13 protein-coding genes, 1 tRNA gene, 1 rRNA gene and 1 pseudogene are annotated in these 25,295 nt (G+C 69.9%); 4 read left to right on the plus strand and 12 right to left on the minus strand.

Annotated features, from left to right (window positions below; genetic code table 11):
• Nucleotides 1-304 precede the first annotated feature (304 nt).
• The 3 genes and pseudogenes from ACWEFL_RS34295 to ACWEFL_RS34305 all read left to right on the plus strand — a co-directional run.
• Nucleotides 305-4,927, plus strand: a complete 4,623-nt coding sequence (locus tag ACWEFL_RS34295; protein WP_451720652.1) for an ATP-dependent helicase — start codon at nt 305-307, stop codon at nt 4,925-4,927.
• Between the two features lie 90 nt (nt 4,928-5,017).
• Nucleotides 5,018-5,968, plus strand: coding sequence for an Fpg/Nei family DNA glycosylase (locus ACWEFL_RS34300; protein WP_451720655.1), 951 nt, complete (start codon nt 5,018-5,020; stop codon nt 5,966-5,968).
• Nucleotides 5,969-6,006: 38 nt separating this feature from the next.
• A pseudogene (locus tag ACWEFL_RS34305) lies at nt 6,007-6,458 on the plus strand (SDR family NAD(P)-dependent oxidoreductase); the annotation flags it as partial.
• Here ACWEFL_RS34305 and ACWEFL_RS34310 read toward each other — a convergent pair.
• The 10 genes from ACWEFL_RS34310 to ACWEFL_RS34355 all read right to left on the minus strand — a co-directional run bounded on the left by ACWEFL_RS34310 (nt 6,421) and on the right by ACWEFL_RS34355 (nt 21,981).
• Entirely contained in the window at nt 6,421-6,678 is a 258-nt protein-coding gene (locus ACWEFL_RS34310) for a hypothetical protein (protein WP_451720658.1), read from the minus strand. The pseudogene ACWEFL_RS34305 and the gene ACWEFL_RS34310 sit on opposite strands and share 38 nt — an antisense overlap.
• A 204-nt stretch (nt 6,679-6,882) precedes the next feature.
• The gene (locus ACWEFL_RS34315; protein WP_451720661.1) at nt 6,883-7,353 is read right to left on the minus strand and encodes a Dps family protein; all 471 of its coding nucleotides are present in this window, start codon (nt 7,351-7,353) and stop codon (nt 6,883-6,885) included.
• 378 nt (nt 7,354-7,731) lie between these two features.
• Nucleotides 7,732-8,112, minus strand: coding sequence for a helix-turn-helix domain-containing protein (locus ACWEFL_RS34320; RefSeq protein ID WP_451720664.1), 381 nt, complete (start codon nt 8,110-8,112; stop codon nt 7,732-7,734).
• A 109-nt stretch (nt 8,113-8,221) separates the two neighbouring features.
• Nucleotides 8,222-8,731, minus strand: coding sequence for a CinA family protein (locus ACWEFL_RS34325; protein ID WP_451720687.1), 510 nt, complete (start codon nt 8,729-8,731; stop codon nt 8,222-8,224).
• 104 nt (nt 8,732-8,835) lie between these two features.
• Nucleotides 8,836-9,501, minus strand: a complete 666-nt coding sequence (gene pgsA, locus ACWEFL_RS34330; RefSeq protein WP_451720667.1) for a CDP-diacylglycerol--glycerol-3-phosphate 3-phosphatidyltransferase — start codon at nt 9,499-9,501, stop codon at nt 8,836-8,838.
• Nucleotides 9,498-11,087: a 30S ribosomal protein S12 methylthiotransferase RimO gene (gene rimO / locus ACWEFL_RS34335; RefSeq protein WP_451720670.1), complete on the minus strand. Its 1,590-nt coding sequence runs from the start codon at nt 11,085-11,087 to the stop codon at nt 9,498-9,500. The genes pgsA and rimO overlap by 4 nt, the downstream gene beginning before the upstream one ends.
• 252 nt (nt 11,088-11,339) lie before the next feature.
• Entirely contained in the window at nt 11,340-12,194 is an 855-nt protein-coding gene (locus ACWEFL_RS34340; RefSeq protein ID WP_451720690.1) for a helix-turn-helix domain-containing protein, read from the minus strand.
• Between the two features lie 338 nt (nt 12,195-12,532).
• Complete coding sequence (locus ACWEFL_RS34345) at nt 12,533-15,361, minus strand: DNA translocase FtsK (protein WP_451720672.1); 2,829 nt, start codon at nt 15,359-15,361, stop codon at nt 12,533-12,535.
• Nucleotides 15,362-15,526: 165 nt separating this feature from the next.
• On the minus strand, nt 15,527-16,219 hold the full coding sequence (locus ACWEFL_RS34350) for a response regulator (RefSeq protein ID WP_451720675.1): 693 nt from the start codon (nt 16,217-16,219) through the stop codon (nt 15,527-15,529).
• A gap of 275 nt (nt 16,220-16,494) precedes the next feature.
• The gene (locus ACWEFL_RS34355; RefSeq protein ID WP_451720678.1) at nt 16,495-21,981 is read right to left on the minus strand and encodes a HAMP domain-containing protein; all 5,487 of its coding nucleotides are present in this window, start codon (nt 21,979-21,981) and stop codon (nt 16,495-16,497) included.
• 269 nt (nt 21,982-22,250) lie between these two features.
• On the opposite strand from ACWEFL_RS34355, the gene ACWEFL_RS34360 reads away from it, so the two are divergent.
• On the plus strand, nt 22,251-24,905 hold the full coding sequence (locus ACWEFL_RS34360; protein WP_451720681.1) for a SpoIIE family protein phosphatase: 2,655 nt from the start codon (nt 22,251-22,253) through the stop codon (nt 24,903-24,905).
• Nucleotides 24,906-24,964: 59 nt separating this feature from the next.
• On the opposite strand, the gene ACWEFL_RS34365 is transcribed toward ACWEFL_RS34360, so the two are convergent.
• Together ACWEFL_RS34365 and rrf are read right to left on the minus strand one after the other, a co-directional pair.
• Nucleotides 24,965-25,037, minus strand: a tRNA-Thr gene (locus ACWEFL_RS34365).
• 172 nt (nt 25,038-25,209) lie between these two features.
• Nucleotides 25,210-25,295, minus strand: a 5S ribosomal RNA gene (gene rrf, locus ACWEFL_RS34370); the annotation flags it as partial.

A 25,295-nucleotide genomic window follows, 5' to 3' on the forward strand; every position in this document is an offset into this window, starting at 1 on the left:
CTTCATGGCCCCATTGTGCCTGGCGCCTTCCGACCTTCCCCCCGCTGACCTGCGCGTCCGTCTCACCTGCGCGTCCGTCTGACCAACGCGTCCGTCGCGTGGACGACGGCCGGGGCAGTACGGACGCGACGCGAGGCCGCCGGGAACGGCGGGTCGGACAGCACATTTCCAGGACGACCGTGTCTCGGTTCTCACCGTTCCCGGGTTCTCCGTCTCTGCTGCCTGTGCGCGGGTGCCCGCGGCTCGGTCCGCCCTTCTGAAGCCTGAGGGCCGATTGTCAGTGACGCGGTGCACGATGGGGGACATGGCCACGACTGCGCTCGACTCCTTCTCCCCCGCGACCCGGAGCTGGTTCGCGGGAGCCTTCAGCGCGCCCACGGCGGCGCAGGAGGGAGCCTGGCGGGCCATCGGCGAGGGCTCGGACGTGCTGGTCGTGGCCCCGACGGGCTCCGGGAAGACACTGGCGGCGTTTCTCGCCGCCCTGGACCGGCTGGCGTCCACCCCGCCGCCCGCCGAGGCCAGGACGCGCTGCCGTGTGCTGTACGTGTCCCCGCTGAAAGCCCTCGCGGTCGATGTGGAGCGCAATCTCCGCAGCCCCTTGACGGGTATCCGCCAAGAGTCGGTGCGACTGGGACTGCCGGAGCCCGAGGTGCGGGTCGGCATCCGCTCGGGCGACACCCCCGCCGCCGAGCGCCGGTCGATGGCCACCCGACCGCCGGACATTCTGATCACCACTCCCGAGTCGCTGTTCCTGATGCTCACCTCCTCGGCGCGGGACGCGCTCGCGGGCGTCGAGACGGTGATCCTGGACGAGGTGCACGCCGTGGCGGGCACCAAGCGCGGTGCGCATCTCGCCCTCTCGCTGGAGCGGCTGGACGAGTTGCTGCCGCGCCCGGCCCGCCGTATCGGCCTGTCGGCGACGGTACGGCCGGTGGACGAGGTCGCCCGCTATCTGTCGCCCCGGCGGAAGGCGGAGATCGTCCAGCCCCCTTCCGGCAAGGAATTCGATCTCTCGGTCGTCGTTCCGGTCGAGGATCTCGGGGAGCTGGGCGGATCACCGGCCTCCGAGTCCCCCGACAGCGGCGACAGGCCCTCGATCTGGCCGCATGTCGAGGAGCGGATCGCCGACCTCGTCCAGGCCCATCGCTCCACGATCGTCTTCGCCAACTCCCGTCGTCTGGCGGAGCGGCTGTGCAACCGTCTCAATGAGATCGCGTATGAAAGAGCCACCGGGGAAGCGCTGCCCGACAAGCCGCCACCGGCCCAGATCATGGCCCAGTCCGGGGCCGCTCACGGCGCGCCTCCCCTGCTCGCCCGCGCGCATCACGGCTCGGTCTCCAAGGAGCAGCGCGCGCTGGTGGAGGAGGACCTGAAGGCGGGCCGACTGCCGGCCGTCGTGGCCACGTCCAGCCTGGAGCTCGGCATCGACATGGGCGCGGTGGATCTCGTCGTACAGGTCGAGTCACCGCCCTCCGTCGCCTCCGGTCTCCAGCGTGTCGGCCGTGCGGGACACCAGGTGGGCGCGGTCTCCACCGGCGTCGTCTTCCCCAAGTACCGGGGCGATCTGGTGCAGGCCGCCGTGGTCACGGAACGCATGCGCAGCGGTTCCATCGAGGCGCTCCGTATCCCGTCGAACCCGCTGGACGTGCTGGCCCAGCAGTTGGTCGCGATGGTCGCGATGGATGTCTGGCAGGCGGACGACCTGCTGGCCCTGGCGCGCAGGGCCGCTCCTTTCGCCTCGCTGCCCGACTCGGCTTTCACGGCCGTGCTGGACATGCTCGCCGGGCGCTATCCCTCCGATGCCTTCGCCGAACTGCGTCCCCGCGTGGTGTGGGACCGCGTCGCCGGGACGGTCACGGGCCGGCCCGGCGCGCAGCGGCTGGCCGTGACCTCCGGCGGCACGATCCCCGACCGCGGCCTGTTCGGCGTCTTTCTCGCGGGCGCGGATCCCAAGAAGGGCGGGGGCAGGGTCGGGGAGCTGGACGAGGAGATGGTGTACGAGTCACGGGTGGGCGATGTCTTCACCCTGGGCACCACTTCCTGGCGTATCGAGGACATCACCCGTGACCGGGTCCTGGTCTCCCCCGCGCCCGGTGTGCCGGGCAGGCTCCCCTTCTGGAAGGGCGATCAGCTCGGCCGTCCCCTCGAACTGGGGCGGGCGGTGGGCTCGTTCCTGCGGGAGGTCGGCGGGCTCGCCCCCGAGGACGGCCGGCTGCGGCTGCTGGCCGCCGGCCTGGACGCCTGGGCCGCCGACAACGTCCTCGCGTATCTCGACGAGCAGCGCCGCGCCTGCGGCCATGTGCCCGATGACCGGACGATCCTGGTGGAGCGGTTCCGGGATGAGCTGGGCGACTGGCGGGTGGTGATCCACTCCCCGTTCGGCGCCCAGGTGCACGCGCCGTGGGCGCTGGCGCTCGGCGCCCGGCTTGCCGAGCGGTACGGCATGGACGCGCAGGTCATGCATGCCGACGACGGCATAGTGCTGCGGCTGCCGGACGCCGATCTGATGGGCCTGGACCTCCTCGACCAGGACCCGGCCCACCTGGACTCTGCGTTCGACAGCGAGCAGGCACCGGTCGGCGTGGCGGACGTCCTCTTCGACAAGGGCGAGATCGGCGGGATCGTCACGGATCAGGTGGGCGGCTCGGCGCTGTTCGCGTCGCGGTTCCGTGAGTGCGCGGCGCGTGCCCTTCTGCTGCCCCGGCGCAGCCCCGGCAAGCGCACCCCGCTGTGGCAGCAGCGCCAGCGTGCGGCGCAGCTGCTTCAGGTGGCGAGCGAGTTCGGGTCCTTCCCCATCGTTCTCGAAGCGGTACGGGAGTGCCTCCAGGACGTCTTCGACGTGCCGGGGCTCACCGAGCTGATGGGGGACATCGAATCGCGCCGGGTCCGTTTGGTCGAGGTGACCACACCGGAGCCCTCGCCGTTCGCCCGCTCCCTGCTCTTCGGCTATGTGGCGCAGTTCCTGTACGAGGGGGACTCGCCGCTCGCCGAGCGGCGCGCCGCCGCCCTGTCCCTGGACTCCCGGCTCCTGGCCGAGCTGCTGGGCCAGGCGGAGCTGCGCGAGCTCCTCGACGCCGATGTCCTCACCGAGCTGGAGCGCGAGCTGCAATGGCTCACCGAGGACAGAAGGGCCAAGGACGCGGAAGGGGTCGCCGATCTCCTGCGGATGCTGGGCCCGCTGACCGGCCCCGAGCTGGCCGAGCGCGGCTCCGATCCACGGTGGCCACGGGAACTGGCCGCTGCACGCCGGGCCATCCGGGTCCGGATCGCGGGCGTGGACCACTGGGCGGCCATCGAGGACGCGGGCCGCCTGCGGGACGCGCTCGGCACGGCGCTGCCGGTGGGCGTGCCGGAGGCGTTCACCGAGCCCGTGAAGGATCCTCTCGGCGATCTGCTGGCCCGCTTCGCCCGTACGCACGGGCCGTTCACCTCGACGCGGGCCGCGGCCCGTTTCGGTCTCGGCGCGGCCGTCACCGACGGCGCTCTGCAGCGGCTGGCCGCGAGCGGCCGGGTCGTGCAGGGCGAGTTCCATCCCTCGGGCATCGGCCAGGAGTGGTGCGACGCGACCGTCCTGCGCCGGCTGCGCCGCCGGTCGCTGGCGGCCCTGCGCCATGAGCTGGAGCCGGTCGCGCCGGCCGCGCTCGCCACCTTCCTCCCCCAGTGGCAGCACCTCGGCGGGAACGGGCTGCGCGGAATCGACGGGCTGGCCCGAGCGATCGAGCAGCTCCAGGGGGCCTCGGTGCCCGCGTCCGCGCTGGAGAAACTGATCCTGCCGTCCCGCGTCCAGGGGTACGGCCCGGCCCTGCTGGACGAGTTGACCACCACCGGCGAGGTCGTCTGGGCCGGAGCCGGCTCGCTGCCCGGTAAGGACGGCTGGGTCTCCCTCTATCTCGCCGATGCCGTGCCGCTGCTCCTGCCCCAGCCCCACCCTCTGGAGCCGACCGCGCTCCAGGAGTCCGTCCTCAGCGCCCTGGCACCCGGATACGGGTTGTTCTTCCGTCAGATCGCCGACCAGGTCAGGGCCACCACACACCCGGACGCCACCGACCCCCAACTGGCGGACGCGATCTGGGACCTCGCCTGGTCCGGCCGGCTCACCAACGACACGCTGTCCCCGCTGCGTTCGCTGCTCGGCTCGGGACGCACCGCAGGATCCACTGCCCACCGGGCCAGACGGGCCGTGCCGCGCGGACGGTACGGAAGCCTGACGGCCGCCGCCCGGCCCGCGTCCCGCAGCGGTCCGCCGACCGTGAGCGGCCGGTGGTCCCTGCTTCCGCCCCCCGAATCCGATCCGACCCATCGGGCCCACGCCCTGGCCCGCACCCTGCTGGACCGCCACGGGGTGGTGACGCGGGGCGCGGTGGCGGCCGAGGGAGTCGAGGGCGGCTTCTCGGCGACGTACCGCGTCCTGTCGGCCTTCGAGGACAGCGGCCAGGCCCGCCGCGGCTACGTGGTGGAGGGGCTGGGTGCGGCCCAGTTCGCGATGGACGGCGCGGTGGACCGGCTCCGCGCGGCGGCCACCGCGCGGGAGCGGGCCGACCCCCATACGGCACCGCAGGCCGTGGTTCTCGCCGCCGCCGACCCCGCCAACGCGTACGGAGCCGCGCTGCCCTGGCCCGAGCCCCCCGACGGCGCGGGCCACAAACCGGGGCGGAAGGCGGGCTCGCTGGTGGTGCTGGTCGACGGCGAGCTGACGCTGTACATGGAGCGTGGCGGCAAGACCCTGCTGGCCTGGTCCACCGACCCGGACTCCCCGGCACTGCACGCCGCGGCCGAGGCCCTGGCGAGCGCGGCCAGAGCGGGTGCGCTGGGCACGGTCACGGTGGAGCGGGCGAACGGCGGCCCGGCGCTGACCTCGCCGCTGTCCCGCACGCTGGAGACAGCGGGCTTCCACGCCACTCCGAGGGGCCTGCGCCTGCGCCCCTGACAGCGGACCGGACAGAGCCCGCCGCCGTCACACACCGCCGTCGCATATCTCCGGCACACACCCGCGCCCCCGTCACGCATCATGGATGACATGCCCGAAGGAGACACCGTCTGGCAGACCGCGAAGCGACTGCACACCGCCCTCGCCGGGCAGAGCCTCACCCGATTCGATCTGCGGGTGCCCCGGTTCGCCACCGCCGATCTCACCGGCCGGACCGTCCTGGACGTCACCCCGCGGGGCAAACACCTCCTCACCCGGATCGAGGGCGGCTACACCCTCCACTCCCATCTGCGGATGGACGGGGCCTGGCGCGTGTTCGCCGCGGGCGAGCGATGGCGCGGCGGGCCCGCGCATCAGATCAGAGCCGTACTGGGCAACGCGTCGCATACGGCTGTCGGCTACCGCCTCCCCGTCCTGGAACTGCTGCGCACCGGGGACGAGGAGAAGGCCGTCGGCCATCTCGGACCGGATCTGCTCGGCCCCGACTGGGACCCGGAAACCGCCCTGGAACGGCTGCTCGCCGATCCAAGCCGCGCGCTCGGTGAAGCCCTTCTCGACCAGCGCAATCTCGCGGGGATCGGCAACGTCTACAAGTCTGAGCTGGCCTTCCTGGCCCGCGTGACGCCCTGGCTGCCGGTCGGCGAGCTGCCCGAAGGGGTTCCGGAGCGGCTCGTCGCCACCGCTCACCGGCTCCTCGAAGCGAACAAGAACACGTTCGACCGCCGGACGACCGGACCCCGCGCGCCGACGACCGGCAGCACCGGCCGAACAATCCCCGGCACCGGCACCCGCGCACAGACAGAACCAGGCACAGGACCAGGCACAGGACCAGGAACGAGAAGAGGACCCGGCACACGATCAGACACCGGTACACGCGCGGAGACCGGCAGCACCCGTCTCCCCCGGCTGTATGTCTATGGACGCCAGGGCCTGCCCTGCCTGCGCTGCGGGTCGCTCATTCGCAAGGCCGAGCAGCACGACGGCAGCGGCGAGCGGGTCACCTACTGGTGTCCGGGATGCCAATTCGGCCCGACCGATTGACTAACCGTCAGTTACCGGTCGTGCGGTCCTTCAATCTCCTGTTCGCCGTCAATGTCAACGGCGTCCTGTACGCCTGTCAGGAATCCGCCCGCGCCCTGATCCCAGCCGGCACACCCGGCTCGCTGGTCACCATGGCCCCGGATGCGGTGGATACGGCGAGCGCGGCCGTGCTCTGCCACAGCGCGGTCCAGGGCGGCGGTGGTCCGGCCGAACCGGGCCCTCGCGACCGAACTCGGTCCGCACGCCATCCGGGTGAACGCCGTCGCCCCCGGAAGGGTCCACGCTCCCATGACCAAGCTCCCATGACCGACAGCCATGATCCGGCGCTCCAGCGGCAGGCCGAGGCGGCGATGGCCCGGATCTCCCGGCCTGCCGGGTCGGCGAGCCGGCCGAGATCGCGCACACGGTTCCACATCCGGCGTCCGACGCGTCCGCTTCCACGACCCGAAGGATCATCCGCCCGAACGGCGGCGTCGCCATGCCCTGGTAACTCCCGCACCCCCGGAGGGCCCCCGAAAAGCCGTCGCATGGACCGGCAGAAGGCTGAGCCCCCATCCGCCCGCCGCCATCGCCCCCTCCACGAGCCCGGTCCGCTCCGGCACGATCACCAGCCTCATGACGGCCCACCACCACAGCCCACCGCCCACGAGCACGGCCAGCCCCAGCCCGAGGGCGGCCACCGGCACGTGTGCGGACACGCGTCGCGCCATGGCTGCCTCCCTCCGGTCCACGCTAGACCGGCGCGGTCACCCAGAGGGAGGCGCACCGGACGCAAGCCCGGCGCACAGGCCCCGGGCGGGCCGGGGAATTGTGCGCCGGATTCCCTCGCCGACGCCGGACGACGGCTCTCGTGCGCCGGCCCCGCGCGACTCCGGTTCTACGCACTCTCCACCGGAACCACCCGACCTGCCCGGTCAGGCGCTCTCCGCCTGGAACATCCACGCATGCTTCTCAAGGTCGGCCGTGAGCGAGATCAGGATGTCCTGGCTCACCGGGTCCGGGTCCGCGGTCACCGTGATGCGCTCGCGCATACGGTCGATGACCGCGCCGAGGGCGTCCACGAGAGTGCGCACGGCGGCGACGTCCTTGATCCAGCCGTCCGGCACTCCGCCGATCGCGCTCTTGGACGCCACCGTCGCGGCCCGCCCGTCAGGGGAGACGCCGATCGCCGAGCAGCGCTCGGCCACGGTGTCGGAGTGCAGCCGGGCCGTGTCGACCACCTCGTCGAGCTGCAGGTGCACGGAGCGGAATCGGGGGCCCATGACGTTCCAGTGGACCTGCTTGGCCACGAGTCCGAGATCCACGAGATCGACGAGCGCGCCCTGAAGCGCTTCACCGACCGTCTTCAGGTCGGCATCGGACAGTGGGCTCTTCACGACAGACATGCGTTCCTCCAGCTCGATTGCAGGATCATCACCACCATGACATACCGGCCTGAGCGGAACATTTCGAGCTTCCCGTGCGCGCTTCACACGACCTACGACGGCTTACGCCGGAGCGCCGAACCGCACAGGGTTCACGCCGGCGCACACGGTTCACGGCAGTGCACAGGAGTCCACGGCGTACGCGGCAGTCAGCGGCGGGGGCCTTTTCGGCTCGGGTACCCGTTCGCCGGAAACGCGAAAAACCCCGGCCCGCCACCCTCATGAGGGCAGCGGCCGGGGCTCGGCCCGCATCACACCGGCTCGGACCTGAACCGAGCCGCTTCAACCGGACCGCACCGAACCTCGTACCGACGGCACACAGGCCGCAGGGACGACGGATCAGGCAGCGACGACGTCGACAGCTTCTGCCGGCGCCTTGATGGTCACCCGCTCCGTCGGCACACCCGCCACCGACGTCACGGAGACGGAATTGAGCATCGGGCGTACCGGCGCGGGCAACGGCTCGCTCGCCGCCGACTCGGCCAGCTCCGCCAGCGAGAGTTCGTCGCTCACTTCACGCATGAGCTCTGACATCCGTACGTCCAGCGCGTCGCAGATCGCGGAGAGCAGTTCGGAGGACGCCTCCTTCTGCCCCCGCTCCACCTCGGATAGATAGCCGAGTGAAACTCGGGCGGACGAGGAGACTTCGCGCAGAGTACGGCCCTGGCGCTGGCGCTGCCGACGCAGCACGTCACCCAGCAGGCGACGGAGCAGAATCATCGGTGGCTCCCTCCTCGGACCGCGTAGCCGCATCCTTCACGCCCCACCGTACCGCCTCGCGCTGCGGCCGTGCGGGGAGCGATGTCGTGTTCACTCAGGGCTGCAAACATCAATTCCCCCCGTTCTGTTCCGTATCCTGTGCCCGCGCATTTTCGCGTAGTTCACCGGAGAGCAGTTCGAGCACGCTCCGTACACTCTCTCTACGGATTTCCGCCCGGCCGCCGTTCAATCGCAGAGCGACCACTTTCTCACCGCCGTATGGTCCCGATACGGCCACGAAGACGGTCCCGACCGCGTGGCCGTCCTGTGGCTCGGGACCCGCGACGCCCGTGGTGGCGATACCCCAGGCCGCTCCCAGGAGGGCCCGCACACCGGCCGCCATCTGCTTCGCGACCTCGGGATCCACCGCTCCGCGCTCCGCCAGAAGGGTCCCGTCGACGCCGAGGACGTCCCGCTTCAGGGCCGTCGCGTACGCCGTGACGGAGCCGCGGAAGGCCGCCGAGGCTCCCGGAACGGCGGTCAGCTCCGCGGCCACCAGGCCACCGGTGAGGGACTCCGCGACGGCGAGGGTCTGGCCACGCTCCGCGAGCAGCTCCAGGATCCGGGCCGCTGTGATCATGGGTTCGCTCGCGGGACCGGCCGTGAAAGCGGGCGCCGGACCGGGCTCGGGACCGGACATGCGTTCCCGGGACGGCTCGGGGGTGGGATCCGGCGCGGAATCCGTCATCGATCGTCCATGGCCGTTCCGCGCTCCTTGGCCAGCCCTCTCCGCCTCAGCACGATCGCCTGTCGCACATAGTCCAGTCCGGTGACCACCGTCAGCACGACGGCGAGCGCCATCACCCAGAAGCGGAGAGTGGCGAGCGGCCCGGTCAGCGCCAGGACGTACATCCCGACCGCCGTGCCCTGGGCGAGCGTCTTCAGCTTGCCGCCCCGACTGGCCGGAATCACTCCATGACGGATCACCCAGAACCGCATCAGGGTGATTCCCAGCTCGCGGCAGAGGATGACACCGGTCACCCACCAGGGCAGGTCACCCAGCGCGGAGAGACTGATCAGACCGGCCGCCATGATCGCCTTGTCGGCGATGGGGTCGGCGATCTTCCCGAAATCGGTGACCAGGTTGTACGTACGCGCCAGATGGCCGTCGAAGACATCGGTGATCATGGCGACGGCGAACGCCGCCCACGCCCAGGCGCGCCAGACGGGGTCGTAACCGCCGTCCTGGAGCAGGAGGAGCACGAAAGCGGGCACCAGAACCAGCCGGAGCATGGTCAGAATGTTGGCGATGTTCCACAGGCTGGCCTGATTGACGGCCGCAGCGCCCAGCTTGCCACCGGGTGCGGGCCTACCGGTGCCGCCCCCGGCGGACGCCGGCACTCCGGTCATCTGCCGGCCTCCTCGCCCGGAATCCGGCCTCCGCCGTCCTGAGCCCCGGAGCCGCCCGATGCGACCAGCGCTACCGACTCACGGACCGCCCCAGCAGCCGCCGGAACCGGATGATCCCCTTCCGGAAGGCCGATGAATTCGGCCACCAGATCGACGCCCTCCGTGCCGACGGCCTTCGCCATGACCATGCGGCCGGGCGTCAGGCCCTCGCTCGCGGTGAACACCACCTGACCGTCCGTCTCGGGGGCCTGGTGAGCGGCCCGCCCGATCGCGCCGTCCTCGGTGTCCACCGACTCGACGAGCACCTCCAGGCTCTCCCCCAGCCGCTCCTCGGCGCGCTGCGCGGTCAGCTCCTCCGCCAGCCGCGACAGATGCGCGAGCCGCTCGGCGACGGCCTCCCCGTCCAGCTTGTTCTCGTACGAGGCGGCTTCCGTGCCCTCCTCGTCCGAGTAGCCGAACACTCCGATGGCGTCCAGACGCGCATGCGTGAGGAAGCGCTCCAGTTCGGCGAAGTCCGCCTCGCTCTCGCCGGGGAACCCCACGATGAAGTTGGAGCGCACACCGGCCTGCGGGGCCTTGCCCCGGATGGTCTCCAGCAGTTCGAGGAACCGCTCGGTGTCCCCGAAGCGGCGCATGGCGCGCAGTACGCCGGGCGCGGAGTGCTGGAAGGAGAGATCGAAGTACGGCGCGATCCCGGGCGTCGAGGTCAGGACGTCGATCAGGCCGGGCCGCATCTCGGCGGGCTGGAGATAGCTGACTCGTACACGCTCGATGCCGTCGACCGCCGCCAGCTCCGGCAGCAGGGTCTCCAGAAGCCGGATGTCGCCGAGGTCCTTGCCGTACGAGGTGTTGTTCTCGGATACGAGCATGACCTCCTTCACGCCCTGCTCGGCCAGCCAGCGCGTCTCGCCGAGGACATCGCCGGGGCGGCGGGAGATGAAGGAGCCGCGGAAGGAGGGGATGGCGCAGAACGTGCAGCGCCGGTCGCATCCGGAGGCGAGCTTCACGGACGCGACGGGGCTGGTGCCGAGTCTGCGCCGCAGGGGTGCGCGCGGGCCGGAGACGGGCGCGACGCCCGCCGGGAGATCCGCGGGGGCCTCGGCGGGGCCCGTCCGGTCGCCGTGGCCCGGCAGGGCCACCTCGGACGCCTGCTGCCGTTCGACGGGGCTGAGCGGCAGCAGTTTGCGCCGGTCGCGCGGGGTGTGGGAGGCGTGGACGCCGCCGCTGAGGATGGTCTGGAGCCGATCGGAGATGTCGGCGTAGTCGTCGAAGCCGAGTACTCCATCGGCCTCGGGCAGCGCTTCGGCCAGTTCCTTGCCGTACCGCTCGGCCATACAGCCGACCGCGACCACGGCCTGGGTTCTGCCGTGGTCCTTGAGGTCGTTGGCTTCGAGGAGGGCGTCGACGGAGTCCTTCTTGGCGGCCTCGACGAAGCCGCAGGTGTTGACGACCGCGACATCCGCGTCGGCCGCGGCATCGACCAGTTCCCAGCCGTCCGCTGCCAAGCGGCCTGCTAGCTCCTCGGAGTCCACCTCGTTACGGGCGCAGCCAAGAGTGACGAGGGCGACGGTACGGCGTTCGGGCATGGGCTCAGACTACTTTGTCCCGGCCCAGGTCCTCGCCGGAGCACCCTGCGCACCGGCGGCGGGGCCCCCGCGGTCCGGGGTGCCGGCCGTGCGGAGCGCCCTTGAGGATCGACGCTCCCCGTGCCCTCCGGTCTTCGCCTCCGTGCCCCGCCCTTCGGGGCGGCGTCCCCCGAAACTCGCCCGGCCGCCCATCCCGGCCGGGTCCGGATGACCGGTTCCGTTCCGGCCGACCGGACCTCCCGAGCGTCCGCTCTACCCGGCCTCGGGGTCGCCCTTGGTGTACGAAAGCCGCTCCACCTGGCCGCGCTTGAACTCGTCCCCGACCTTCTTCCCGTTCACGAACAGTTCGATCGCCCCGGCGTTCCCGAGGATGAGATCGATCCGCTCGTCGTCCTGGAAGGTCTTGGACTGGCCCTTCCCGAGCGTCCCGTCAAAAATGATCTTGCCGTTGTGCGATTTGGCCGAGATCCAGCTCTTGGCCTCCATCACCGTGAGCCTGACGGTGACCTTGTCCTTCGGGACGGCCGCGATGGCGTCACTCTGCGAGGGGACGGGCTTGGGGTCGGCGGGCTTGCTGCTGGACGGCTTGCCCTTGCCGGGGGATTTGTCGGCGGCCGGCCCCTCGGCCACCTGGCCGCTCTTGGTGCCCTCGTCGTCTCCGCTGCTGAAGAGCGTGAAGCCGACGAAGCCGATCACCACGACGATCGCGGCGACCATCGCGGCGGTCCAGTTGGGACGGCGGCGCTCGGGCCGGATACGTTCGGCCTCGAACATCGGTGCGGCGGGAGTCGGGGCCGGTCGGCCGCCGTGCCCGAAGTCGTACTGTTCGACGAGCGGGCCGGGATCGATCCCCACGGCCCGCGCGATCATACGGATGTGCCCGCGCGCGTACACGTCCCCGCCGCTGCGGGTGAAATCGTCCTCTTCGATCGCATGGATGATCGGGACACGCACACGGGTGGTGGCACTGATCTCGTCGACGGTCAGACCGGAGTCGATACGCGCCTGCTGAAGCACATGACCGATCGAGGGCCGGTCCTCCTGGGCGGAAGGCTGTTCCTCCCGGGCGGAAGGCCGGTCGTCTTCGGGTGAGTTGCCGATGGACACGAGGGTGCCTTTCGAGCGTGTAACCACCTGCTGGAGGTTCAGTCTATGGGTGGTACGAAAGGGTGGGGCAAGCGGGCGGAGCGAGTTTGTACGCCATCGGAATGGCCAGCGTGCTTCCGTGGTGGCGGAACATACTCCTCCGTCCCTTCATCCAACTTGACGTGCAGTCGGGGGAAACGGTTGCTCACCCATCCCGTACGAGTGGGACTCGCCCGGCTCGTGCGGGTGAACCCTCCCTTCCGGGAGTGTCGGGGCTCCGCCGCTCCAGGGCCGGATTCCGCCGGTCCATGTCGCGCCGTCGCACTCCGGCCCCGCCGGACGCGCCTGCCCGGGACTCCCTACTCCTGTGAAGGAGACTCCCCCCGGATCACGGCGAGCACGCCATCCAATTCGTCGGGCTTCACCAGGACATCGCGCGCCTTGGAGCCCTCGCTCGGCCCGACGATGTTGCGAGACTCCATCAGATCCATCAGCCGGCCTGCCTTCGCGAAGCCGACGCGCAGCTTGCGCTGGAGCATGGAGGTGGACCCGAACTGGGTGGACACGACCAGTTCGGCGGCCTGGCAGAGCAGGTCCAGATCGTCGCCGATGTCCTCGTCGATCTCCTTCTTCTGCTTGGAGCCGACGGTGACGTCGTCCCGGAAGACGGGGGTCATCTGGTCCTTGCAGTGCTGGACGACGGCCGCGACCTCGTCCTCGGTCACGAACGCGCCCTGCATCCGGGTGGGCTTGTTGGCTCCCATCGGCAGGAAGAGGCCGTCGCCCTTGCCGATCAGCTTCTCCGCGCCCGGCTGGTCCAGGATGACCCGGCTGTCGGCGAGCGAGGAGGTCGCGAAGGCGAGACGTGAGGGCACGTTCGCCTTGATCAGACCGGTGACGACATCCACGGACGGCCGCTGCGTTGCCAGCACCAGATGGATGCCCGCCGCACGCGCCAGCTGGGTGATACGGACGATGGCGTCCTCCACATCACGTGGTGCGACCATCATCAGATCCGCCAGCTCGTCCACGATGACCAGGAGATACGGATAGGGCTGCAGCTCACGCTCACTGCCCTCGGGCAGCTTGACCTTGCCACTGCGAATGGCCTGGTTGAAGTCGTCGATATGCCGGTAGCCGAAGGCCGCGAGGTCGTCGTAGCGCAGATCCATCTCGCGTACGACCCACTGGAGGGCCTCGGCGGCCCGCTTGGGGTTGGTGATGATCGGGGTGATCAGATGCGGAATGCCCTCGTACGCGGTCAGCTCGACCCGCTTGGGGTCGACGAGGACCATCCGGACGTCCTCGGGGGTGGCCCTTATCATCACCGAGGTGATCAGGCAGTTGATGCAGGACGACTTGCCGGAACCGGTTGCGCCGGCGACGAGCACATGCGGCATCTTGGCGAGGTTGGCCATCACATAGCCGCCCTCGACGTCCTTGCCGAGCGCGACCAGCATCGGATGGTCGTCCTCGGCGGCGTCCGCGAGGCGCAGCACATCACCGAGATTGACCATCTCGCGGTCGGTGTTGGGGATCTCGATGCCGACCGCGGACTTGCCGGGGATCGGCGAGATGATGCGGACGTCGGGGCTGGCGACGGCGTACGCGATGTTCTTGGTGAGCGCGGTGATCCGCTCGACCTTCACCGCCGGTCCCAGCTCCACCTCGTACCGCGTCACCGTCGGGCCGCGGGTGAAGCCGGTGACGCGCGCGTCGACCTTGAACTCCATGAAGACATTGGTCAGCGAGGCGACGATCGCGTCATTCGCGGCGCTGCGCGTCTTGCCGGGCCCGCCGCGCTCCAGCAGGTCGAGCGAGGGCAGCGAGTAGGTGATGTCCCCGGCGAGCTGGAGCTGCTCGGCGCGCGCCGGCAGAGGCCGGGACTCCTCGGGCGCGGGTTTGGTCAGATCGGGTACGGATCCCTGCCCGGCCGAATCCGCCCGCCCCACGGGTTCGGCGGGGACGGTGCTTCCGGGAGATCCGGGCGGGCCCGCGGGCCGCTCCGGTTCCCGGGCGGGCGGCACCGGAGACGCGGCGCGCTGCCGGTCGGCCGTGACGTCCCTGGTCAGATCGGCGACCAGCGGTGAGGGCGGCAGGCCGTTGTACACGGCGCCGTCGAGCGCGGCCGCCGCTGCCGCCGCCACGTCCACGGCGTCCATCGGGCGGTCCAGCGCGGGCTGTACGGAGCCCCTGCGTGGTTTACGGCGCCGGGAGAGGGCCTCCGCCTCGGCCTGGTCGGGGTCGTACTCCGGCGCTTCGCTCCGGCGCGCGGAGCTCCGTCCGCGCGCGGGTGCCGACTCGCGCCACTGGTCCTCGTAACGCCGGTCGTCGTCGGTCACGACGTCCGCCTCGGGCTCGTACGGGGGCTGGACGAGCCCCAGTCTGGAGCCGAGGAGCCGGAGTCGCTGCGGGATGGCGTTGACGGGCGTCGCGGTGACGACGAGAAGCCCGAAGAGGGTCAGCAGGACGAGCAGCGGCACGGCGAGGACTTCACCCATGGTGAAGATCAGCGGCGTGGACGCGGCCCAGCCGATCAGGCCGCCGGCGTCCTGCATCGCGTCGGTGCCGTCGTCCCGGCCCGGAGAGCCGCAGGCGATGTGGACCTGACCGAGCACGCCGATGACGAGGGCGGAGAGACCGATCACGATCCGGCCGTTCGCCTCGGGCCTCTCCGGATAGAGGATCAGTCGTACGGCGATGGCGCCGAGCAGTATCGGCACCAGGAGGTCGAGCCGGCCGAAGGCCCCGGTCACCAGCATCTCGACGAGATCGCCGACCGGGCCGCGGAGATTGGACCAGGTCCCGGCCGCGACGACCAGCGCGAGGCCGAGGAGGAGCAGCGCGAGCCCGTCCTTGCGGTGCGCCGGGTCGAGCCCTTTCGCGCCACGCCCTATGCCGCGGAACATCGCCCCCACCGCGTGCGCGAGACCGAGCCAGAGGGCGCGCGCCAGGCGATACACGCCCCCCGTGGGGGAAGGCGCCGGTTTGGGTGCGGGCTTCTTCGCCGCCGTCTTTTTCGCGGGCCCGGCCGACGACTTCTTCGCGGGCGCGGACTTCTTCGCGGCGGCCTTCTTGGCGGGTGCCGCCTTCTTCGCGGCTGCGGAGGCACCGCTCGTACGGCCGGGGCGCGGCTTCGCGGTGCCGGCCGCGCCCTGGGATCCCTTGCCGGACGTACGTGAGGCCATGACGGTGAGGTTACCGGTGTGAGAGGCGGTGGACACGTGTGCCTCCGGGTTCACCCCAACGTGTCGCCCTGCGGGAACGCGAAGGTGACGCCCCCTCAGACGTTGCGCCGACGCCGCTGACCAGGAGATCCGCCGTGGCCGGTGACCGAGGTGGCGTCGGGGTGGTCAGTTCTGCGACGGCAGCGGAGACGGTCCGCCCGTGCCCGGTTCCAGGGCGTCCAGCGCTCGGCGCAAACCCGTGAGTTTGCGTTCGAGATGGGCCGCGGTGGCGACGGCGGCCGCGTCGGCGGAGTCGTCGTCGAGCTGTTTGGAGAGCGCTTCCGCCTGCTCCTCGACCGCCGCGAGACGTGCCGAAAGCTCGGCGAGCAGCCCCGCGGTCTCCTTGCCGCGGGACGACCCCGCCCCCGCGCCCGGCTGTCCGCCCCCTTCGAGCTGGAGCCGCAGCAGCGCGGCCTGTTCGCGCAGTTGGCAGTTCTTCATGTACAGCTCGACGAAGACCGAGACCTTGGCGCGCAGCACCCAGGGGTCGAACGGCTTCGAGATGTAGTCGACCGCGCCCGCCGCGTAACCCCGGAAGGTGTGGTGCGGACCGTGGTTGATCGCGGTCAGGAAGATGATCGGGATGTCCCGTGTCCGCTCCCGCCGTTTGATGTGCGCAGCCGTCTCGAATCCATCCATTCCGGGCATTTGCACATCAAGTAGAATCACCGCGAAATCGTCTGTCAGCAGCGCCTTGAGCGCTTCCTCCCCTGACGATGCCCGCACCAGCGTCTGATCGAGCGCGGAGAGAATGGCCTCCAGCGCCAGCAGATTCTCCGGCCGGTCATCGACCAGGAGGATCTTGGCCTTCTGCACCATGCCCCGTCCTCCTCGCCCCGGCTTGGGGCCTCCCCGGCTCCTTGAGCACAGGGGGCGCGCCGAGCGCCGCCCCAGGGGACGACTCCCTTGCGCCGCCCGTCCTTGTGCCGGTCATGGTAGCCGCACCCCGCCCGCCGCCACACCCTGTCACCAGGATGTCACTGTGCACGGAGCCAAAACGCAGCGGAAGCCCAGAAGGTTCCCCGGATGCCACCGTCTCACACACCATCAACCACCGTCATTCGGCAACTGACAGAGATTCGAACACGATTCACTCACTGTCCACGCATCCACTGCTCCATCACCGAGAGCAGATGGTCGGGATCCACCGGCTTGGTCACATAGTCGGAAGCGCCCGACTCGATGGCCTTCTCCCGGTCGCCCTTCATGGCCTTCGCGGTGAGGGCGATGATCGGCAGCCCGGCGAACTGGGGCATCCTGCGGATCGCGGTCGTCGTGGCGTATCCGTCCATCTCCGGCATCATGATGTCCATCAGCACGACCGTCACATCGTCGTGCTGCTCCAGGACTTCGATGCCCTCCCGCCCGTTCTCGGCGTACAGCACCGACAGACCGTGCTGCTCCAGGACGCTGGTCAGCGCGAAGACATTGCGGATGTCGTCGTCGACGATCAGGACCTTCTCGTTGTCGAAGTCGAAGGTGCGCCTCGGCTCCGGGACCGCCTCCTGAGCACCCGCGGCGTCCCCTGCATCCGTGGCCCGACCGTCCCGGACCTGGCTCTCCTGCCCGGCGGCCCCGGCGCTCCGCCTGCCCCGCCCTCCCGCGGTCGGCAGTGCGGCCCGTTCCCCCATCCCGCTCAGCGCCTTCCGGCGGCGGAAGAGGGTGGCCGGACCCGAGTCGCCCCCGGGCACCATCCGCTCGGGCCGCTCCGGCGGAGCGCTGATCTCCGCGCCCTGGCCGGCCTCCCCCGATCCGTATCCGTGGGACAGCGGTTCGCTGGGGTGGAGGGGCAGATAGAGCGTGAACGTCGAGCCCCGGCCGGGTTCGCTCGCCGCGTGGATCTCGCCGCCGAGCAGCCGCGCGATCTCCCGGCTGATCGACAGCCCCAGGCCCGTACCGCCGTACTTACGGCTGGTCGTGCCGTCGGCCTGCTTGAACGCCTCGAAGATCACCCGCATCTTGCCCGCCGCGATCCCGATCCCGGTGTCGGTGACGGAGAAGGCGATCAGATCGGCGTCCGCGTCCTGGAGCGAGCCGCCCTCCAGCAACTGCTCCCGGATCGACTGGGGGACATCCGCGCCCGCCGGCCGGATCACCAGCTCCACAGCCCCGGAGTCCGTGAACTTCACCGCGTTCGACAGCAGATTGCGCAGCACCTGCAGCAGCCGCTGCTCGTCCGTGTGCAGCGTCGCGGGCAGCTCCGGAGAGACCCGTACGGAGAAGTCGAGCCCCTTCTCGGCCGTCAGCGGCCGGAAAGTGGCCTCCACATAGTCGACGAGCTGCACCAGCGCGATACGGGTCGGGCTGACGTCCATCTTGCCCGCCTCGACCTTCGACAGATCGAGGATGTCGTTGATCAGCTGCAACAGGTCGGAGCCGGCCCCGTGGATCGTCTCGGCGAACTCCACCTGCTTCGGCGAGAGATTCCCCTCCGCGTTGTCCGCGAGCAGCTTGGCCAGGATGAGGAGCGAGTTCAGCGGCGTCCGCAGCTCGTGGGACATGTTCGCCAGGAACTCGCTCTTGTAGCGCATCGAGACCGCGAGCTGCTCGGCGCGCTCCTCCAGCACCTGCCGGGCCTCTTCGATCTCGGTGTTCTTGACCTCGATGTCCCGGTTCTGCTGCGCCAGCAGCTCGGCCTTGTCCTCCAGCTCGGCGTTGGAGGACTGGAGTGCCTTCTGCCGGTTCTCCAGCTCCGCCGAACGCTCCCGCAGTTGCTCGGTCAGCTCCTGCGACTGCTTCAGCAGAACCTCGGTCTTGGTGTTGACGCTGATCGTGTTGACGCTCGTCGCGATCATCTCGGCGATCTGGTTGAGGAAGTCCCGCTGGATCTGGGTGAACGGCTGGAACGACGCCAGCTCGATCACGCCGAGGACCTTCCCCTCGAACAGCACCGGCAGCACGATCACATGCGCCGGAGACGCCTCACCGAGCCCCGAGGAGATCTTCAGATACCCCGGCGGCACATTGACCTGGATGGTCCGCTTCTCCTCCGCGGCCGTCCCGATCAGCGTCTCGCCCGGCCGGAACGACGTGGGCATCAGCCCCGCGGAGTAGCCGTAACTGCCCCTCATGACCAGTTCGTACGACAGTTCCCCGTTCCCCGAGACATCCGAGCTGCCGCCCGTCGACATCGCCATGAAGAACGCGCCGTGCTGCGCCGAGACGACCGGTGTCAGCTCGCTCATGATCAGCGAGGCCACGTCGTCGAGGTCGCGCCTGCCCTGCATCAGACCGGAGATACGGGCCAGGTTGCCCTTGAGCCAGTCCTGCTCCTCGTTGGCGAGTGTGGTGTCACGGAGGTTCGCGATCATCGTGTTGATGTTGTCCTGGAGGACCTGGATCTCACCGGCCGCGTCCACATCGATCTTGAGGTTGAGATCACCGCGCGTCACCGCGGTGGCGACGGCCGCGATCGCCCGCACCTGCCGGGTCAGATTCCCGGCCATCTCGTTCACGGACTCGGTCAGGTCACGCCAGGTGCCGTCGACGTCCCGTACGCGGGCCTGACCGCCCAACTGCCCGTCCGTGCCCACCTCGCGGGCCACCCGCGTGACCTCGCCGGCGAACGAGGAGAGCTGGTCGACCATGGTGTTGATGGTCGTCTTCAGCTCCAGGATCTCGCCCCGCGCATCGATGTCGATCTTCCTGGTGAGATCGCCCTTGGCGATGGCGGTGGTGACCGTGGCGATCTGCCGCACCTGCCAGGTCAGATTGGACGCCATCGAGTTCACGGACTCGGTGAGGTCCTTCCAGGTCCCGGAGACCCCCGGCACCTGTGCCTGTCCGCCCAGTTCGCCCTCGGTGCCCACCTCACGCGCGACGCGGGTGACCTCGTCCGCGAACGACGACAGCGTCGTCACCATGGTGTTGACGGTCTCGGCCAGCTCCGCGAACTCACCACGGGCCTCGACGGTCACCTTCTTCGTCAGATCGCCGTTGGCGACGGCCGCGGAGACGCGGGCGATGTTCCGCACCTGGTTCGTCAGGTTGTTGGCCATCAGGTTGACGTTGTCGCTGAGGTCCTTCCAGATGCCGGTGACGCCTCGCACCCGCGCCTGACCGCCCAGGACGCCCTCCGTACCGACCTCGCGGGCGACCCTGGTCACCTCGTCGGCGAAGTCGGACAGCTGGTCCACCATCGTGTTCACGGTCGTCACCAGTTCGAGGATCTCGCCCTTGGCGTCGACGGTGATCTTCTTCGACAGATCGCCCTTGGCGACCGCCGTGGTCACCTCGGCGATGCTGCGGACCTGCGAGGTCAGATTGTTCGCCATGAAGTTGACGGACTGGGTGAGGTCCTTCCAGGTGCCGGAGACACCCTGCACCTCGGCCTGGCCGCCCAGCATGCCCTCGGTGCCCACCTCACGGGCGACCATGGTGACCTGCTCGGCGAAGTCCGAGAGCTGGTCCACCATCGTGTTGATGGTGTTCTTCAGCTCCAGAATCTCACCACGGGCGTCGACCTCGATCTTCTGCGACAGATCGCCGCGCGCGACGGCGGTGGCGACCTGCGCGATGTTACGGACCTGATCGGTGAGGTTGCCCGCCATGCCGTTGACGGAGTGCGTCAGATCGCGCCACACCCCGGCGACGCCCGGCACCTGGGCCTGACCGCCGAGCCGTCCGTCCGTACCCACCTCGCGGGCCACCCGCGTGACCTGGTCGGCGAAGGCGGAGAGCTGGTCCACCATCGTGTTGATGGTGTTCTTCAGCTCCAGAATCTCACCACGGGCGTCCACATCGATCTTCTGCGACAGATCACCCCGCGCGACGGCCGTCGTCACCTGGGCGATCTGCCGGACCTGTGAAGTCAGGTTCCCCGCCATGAAGTTGACGGAGTCGGTCAGCTCCTTCCAGGTGCCGCTGACGCCGTCGACCCGGGCCTGACCGCCCAGCCGACCCTCTGTACCCACATCGCGGGCCATGCGGGTGACCTGGTCGGCGAACGAGGACAGCTGCGCCACCATCGTGTTGACGGTGTTCTTCAGCTCCAGCATCTCCCCGGCCACATCGACCGTGACCTTCTGCGACAGATCACCATTGGCCACCGCCGTCGTCACCTGCGCGATGTCCCGCACCTGACCGGTCAGATTGCGGAAGGCCGTGTTCACCGAGTCGGTGAGGTCCTTCCACGTACCAGCCGCACCGGGCACCCCCGCCTGGCCGCCGAGCCGGCCCTCGACGCCGACCTCACGGGCAACCCGTGTGACCTCGGAACCGAAGGACTGAAGCTGGTCCACCATCGTGTTGACGGTGTTCTTCAGCTCCAGCATCTCCCCGGCCACATCGACCGTGACCTTCTGCGACAGATCACCGTTCGCCACCGCCGTCGTCACCTGCGCGATATCGCGCACCTGAGTGGTGATGTTGCGGAACACGGTGTTGACGGAATCCGTGAGGTCCTTCCACGTACCGGCCGCGCCCGGCACCTGCGCCTGGCCGCCGAGCAGTCCCTCGCCGCCGACCTCGCTGGCGACCCGCGTGACCTCGTCCGCGAACGTACGCAGCGTCTCCGTCATCTGGTTGGCGGTCTCGGCGAGCTGGGCGACCTCGCCGCGCGCGTTGACCGTGACCTTCTGCGAGAGGTCGCCGTTCGCGACCGCGGTGGTCACCTCGGCGATGGCCCGGACCTGCGAGGTCAGATTGCCGGCCATGGTGTTGACCGAGTCGGTGAGGTCCTTCCACACACCGGCGACACCGGGGACCTCGGCCTGACCGCCCAGCATCCCCTCCGTACCGACCTCACGGGCCACCCGTGTGACCTCCGAGCCGAGGGACTGGAGCTGGTCCACCATCGTGTTGACGGTGTTCTTCAGCTCCAGCATCTCCCCGTCGACATGGACGGTGACCTTCTGCGACAGATCGCCCTTGGCCACGGCCGTGGTCACCAGCGCGATGTCCCGCACCTGCGCGGTCAGCCGGAACGCCATGGTGTTCACGGAGTCCGTCAGCCCCTTCCAGGAACCGGACATTCCGCGTACCTGGGCCTGGCCGCCGAGCTTGCCCTCGGTGCCGACCTCCAGCGCCACCCGCGTCACCTCGTCGGTGAACGCAGACAACTGGTCCACCAGGCTGTTCACGGTCCGCGCGACCTTGAGGAACTCACCGCGCAGCGGGCGTACGACGCCGTCGGCGCCCGGCGAACGCAGCTCCATCCGCTGATCGAGATCGCCGTCGGCGACCGCGGAGAGCACCCGGCCCACCTCGGAGACCGGCCGCGCGAGGTCGTCCACGAGCGCGTTCGAGGCGTCGATCGCGGCGGACCAGGAACCCTCGCAGGCACCTGTCTCCAGCCGCTCGGTCAGTTTCCCCTCACGGCCGACCACTCGGCGTACGCGCGCCAGCTCACCCGTGAGATGCAGATTACGGTCCGCGACCTCGTTGAAGACGGCCGCGATCTCGGCCATCACATCGTCGCCCGACACGGTCAGACGCCTGCGGAAGTTCCCGTCCCGCATGGACACCAGAGCGGCCAGCAGCCTGTTCAAGGCCGCCGCGTCCACCTCCGTCGTCCCATTGCTCCGGGATCGTCCGCCTTTTGCGCGCGCGCTCTTCGCACGCGCAGCCACGCCAGACTCCACCGTGTCCCTCCCGCAGGGGTTGACCGTACTGCCCTGTCCCGTACCAGCAGCCTGCCCAGTGTTTCACCCGCACCGAACCAGGCCATAACAGTTCGGCAGCTTCGCACAGCTCCCCGCCCCCGGAGGGCGGAAACAGCGGCAACCGGCATCCGCTCGGACTGCGAAGGTAAGTAACCTGGCATCCGGCTGTCCAACCGCCCCGGTCCGCCCGGCTGGGGCAAAACGGGCGCGAGAACCGAAACCGGGCACCCGGGAGGGGCAGGCCGATCATGGCAGAGCCGGGCGTCGACACACGTACGAGGAGTCCTGTGATCACCGCTCGGGCGGCCGCCAGCTTCGACCCCGTCGGGCGGTCCGTGGCGACCGCGCGCGCCTTTGTTCGCGACACCCTCCACGGCTGGGGATACAGCGATGTCGTCGACGACGCCGTCGTCCTCACCAGCGAACTGGTGACCAATGCCATCGTCCATGCCGGCACCTCGGCCGATGTGCTCTGTCTGCGTACGGAGAACAGCGCCCGGGTCGAGGTCGCCGACCGCTACCCGGAACGCGAGATCCCCATCCAGGGCGCCGCGCACGCCTTCGCCGCCCTCGACAGCGAGAACGGCCGCGGGCTGCTCCTCTGCTCGGCTCTCGCCACCCGCTGGGGAGTCGAGTACACGTCCACGTACAAGCAGGTCTGGTTCGAACTCGATCTTCCCCAGCGCGCGGTGGGCACCCGGTCCGCGGGCCCGGTACTGCCGACGCCGATGCTCCCCGTCGCCGACGAGCGGGTACGGGTGGCGGTCGCCCAGATCGACAGAACCGGCTCGATCACCGTCTGGAACGAGGACGCGGAGCATCTGTTCGGTTACGCGGCCGATCAGGTCATCGGCAAACAGCTGACCGACTTCGCCGCCTGGCCGCACACACCGGGCATCGGCACCGGCATCGCCGAGGCCCTTCAGCTCTCACGCTGGGAGGGCAGCTACGGCGTCCGCGACACCAACGGCAGGGTCATCCCCGTCTACGCCTCGCATCTGCGGGTCCGTGACACCCAGGGCGAGCCCTCCACCGTCTGTCTCCTCGTCCGGGACGACGAGCGCGCGGTCCTCCAGACCCCTCAGCGGGGTCCCGTGACCGATTCCGGAGCCGAAGCCCTTTCCGCGGACCCCTTCGAGGTCTTCATCGGCTCTCCCGCCCCCGACGACCTCGACGGACTGCTTCAGCGCACGGTCGAACGCGCCCGCGACATGCTCGACGGCGACGCGGCCTTCCTGCTGCTGGCCACCGACGACGAGACCGAACTGGAGGTACGGGCCACCACCGGGCTCCCCTCTGCGCGCCAGCGATTCGCCCGTGTCCCCGTCGAAGCCGGAACGGGACGGTACGGTTCCGCCCGGATGCCCGCCGTCCACGAGGACCTGGCCTCCGTACCGGGTGCGGTTCCCCTGCTCGGCTCCACCGGGATGCGCTCCGTGGTCACCGTTCCGCTGAAGGTCGAAGGCCGTCTCACGGGATCGCTCGGTGTGGCGGCGGAGGGCGCCGGCCGGTACACCAACGAGGAGGCCCTGCGCCTCCAGTTCGCCGCCGACCGCATCGCCCTCGCCGTCGAGTCCGCCCGCCTCGGCGAACTGGAACGGCTGCGACGAGGTTCGCTCTCCTTCCTCGTGGAGGCGTCCGATCTGCTCGCCGGAACCCTCGACCGGGACCAGACGCTGGCCCTGATGGCGCAGATGACCGTCCCCACCCTGGCCACCTGGTGCGCTGTCTACACCATCGCCGACCAGGCGTCCGACCCCTACCTCAGTTATGTGCTCCACGAGGACGAGGACCGTATCGACGGCCTCAAGGCCCTGCTCTCCAAGATCGCCCCTCCGGAGCCGGTCCCGACCCCCGGCGCCCGTATCTGGACGGCACCCGCCGAGGCCGGCCAGCAGGCGGCCCTGCTCACCTCCAAGCGCGAGCTCGGCCTGGGCTCGACGACGACCGTCTCCTCGGGCATCGGCCCTACCCTCGCCACGGCCGCCGCGGTCGGCGGCGAAACGGTCGTTCTGCCGCTGGTCGCCCGGAACCGCGTCATCGGCATGCTGACCCTGGGCAAACCCTCGGACGACCACTTCCGCCAGGAGATCCTGGAGTTGGCGGAGGATCTCTCCCGGCGGGCGGCCCTCGCCCTCGACAACGCGCGGCTCTACTCCGAGCGGATGGCCATCAGCCAGTCCCTTCAGCGCAGCCTCCTCCCACCGGAGTCCCCGCAGATCCCCGGTGTCGAGGTCGAGGTCATCTACCGTGCCGCCGGCGAGGGCAACGAGGTCGGCGGCGACTTCTACGACGTCTTCCCCATCCGCGACGGTGTGTACGGCTTCGCCATCGGCGACGTCTGCGGTACGGGTCCGGAAGCCGCGGCGGTCACCGGCCTGGCCCGCCACGCCCTCAGGCTCCTGGCCCGTGAGGGCTTCGGTGGCCCCGCCGTCCTGGAACGCCTGAACGCGGCCATCCTCGACGAGGGCGCCCGCAGCCGCTTCATCACGCTGCTCTACGGCGAGTTGTGGCCCCAGGAGGACGGCAGCGCCCATCTCAAGGTCGTCTGCGCCGGCCACCCGCTGCCTCTGCTCCTCCGCCCGGACGGCACGGTGAAACCGGCGGCCGAACCGCAGCCGCTGCTCGGTGTCATAGAGGATCTGGAGCTACACGAGGAAATGGTGACCCTGGACCCCGGTGACGTCCTGCTCTGCGTCACGGACGGCGTCACCGAACGCCGTGAGGGGACCCGGATGCTGGGCGACGAGGGCCTCGCCGAAGTCCTCACCACCTGCACGGGCCTTACCGCGGGCGCGGTCGCATCGCGCGTACTGCGCGCGGTCGAGCGCTTCGCCGCCGAGTCGGCCTCCGATGACATGGCCATCCTCGCCATGCGCATCCCGGAGCCCCGGCAGAGCTGACGGGCTGAGAGAACGAAGAAGGCCCCCGCCATCAGGCGGGGGCCTTCTTCGTTGCACCGAGCCCCAATACGGAATCGAACCGTAGACCTTCTCCTTACCATGGAGACGCTCTACCGACTGAGCTATTGGGGCCAGTTGCCTCGCGGCAACGGGGTAAAGCATACCCCGGACCGCGGGCTTCTTTGAACCATCCGCACCCGCGAGAATCACGGTCGGGTACGCCGCCGGCGATTCATCCCGAAATAGGGGCCGGAAATGCGGAAAGGCCCCGCACCTGTGGTGCGGGGCCTCCCCCTCAATAATTGTTCGGCGGCGTCCTACTCTCCCACAGGGTCCCCCCTGCAGTACCATCGGCGCTGTAAGGCTTAGCTTCCGGGTTCGGAATGTAAC

Source organism: Streptomyces sp. NPDC004838 (assembly GCF_053600955.1).

What these genes read in the sequence shown, in the direction of transcription:
- ACWEFL_RS34345 (WP_451720672.1), bottom strand. Translation starts at nt 15,361, where the DNA reads ATGGCCTCACGTACGTCCGGCAAGGGATCCCAGGGCGCGGCCGGCACC.
- ACWEFL_RS34325 (WP_451720687.1), bottom strand. Translation starts at nt 8,731, where the DNA reads ATGATCACAGCGGCCCGGATCCTGGAGCTGCTCGCGGAGCGTGGCCAG.
- ACWEFL_RS34315 (WP_451720661.1), bottom strand. Translation starts at nt 7,353, where the DNA reads ATGTCTGTCGTGAAGAGCCCACTGTCCGATGCCGACCTGAAGACGGTC.
- ACWEFL_RS34300 (WP_451720655.1), top strand. Translation starts at nt 5,018, where the DNA reads ATGCCCGAAGGAGACACCGTCTGGCAGACCGCGAAGCGACTGCACACC.
- ACWEFL_RS34295 (WP_451720652.1), top strand. Translation starts at nt 305, where the DNA reads ATGGCCACGACTGCGCTCGACTCCTTCTCCCCCGCGACCCGGAGCTGG.
- ACWEFL_RS34360 (WP_451720681.1), top strand. Translation starts at nt 22,251, where the DNA reads ATGGCAGAGCCGGGCGTCGACACACGTACGAGGAGTCCTGTGATCACC.
- pgsA (WP_451720667.1), bottom strand. Translation starts at nt 9,501, where the DNA reads ATGACCGGAGTGCCGGCGTCCGCCGGGGGCGGCACCGGTAGGCCCGCA.
- ACWEFL_RS34350 (WP_451720675.1), bottom strand. Translation starts at nt 16,219, where the DNA reads ATGGTGCAGAAGGCCAAGATCCTCCTGGTCGATGACCGGCCGGAGAAT.
- rimO (WP_451720670.1), bottom strand. Translation starts at nt 11,087, where the DNA reads ATGCCCGAACGCCGTACCGTCGCCCTCGTCACTCTTGGCTGCGCCCGT.
- ACWEFL_RS34320 (WP_451720664.1), bottom strand. Translation starts at nt 8,112, where the DNA reads ATGATTCTGCTCCGTCGCCTGCTGGGTGACGTGCTGCGTCGGCAGCGC.
- ACWEFL_RS34310 (WP_451720658.1), bottom strand. Translation starts at nt 6,678, where the DNA reads ATGGCGCGACGCGTGTCCGCACACGTGCCGGTGGCCGCCCTCGGGCTG.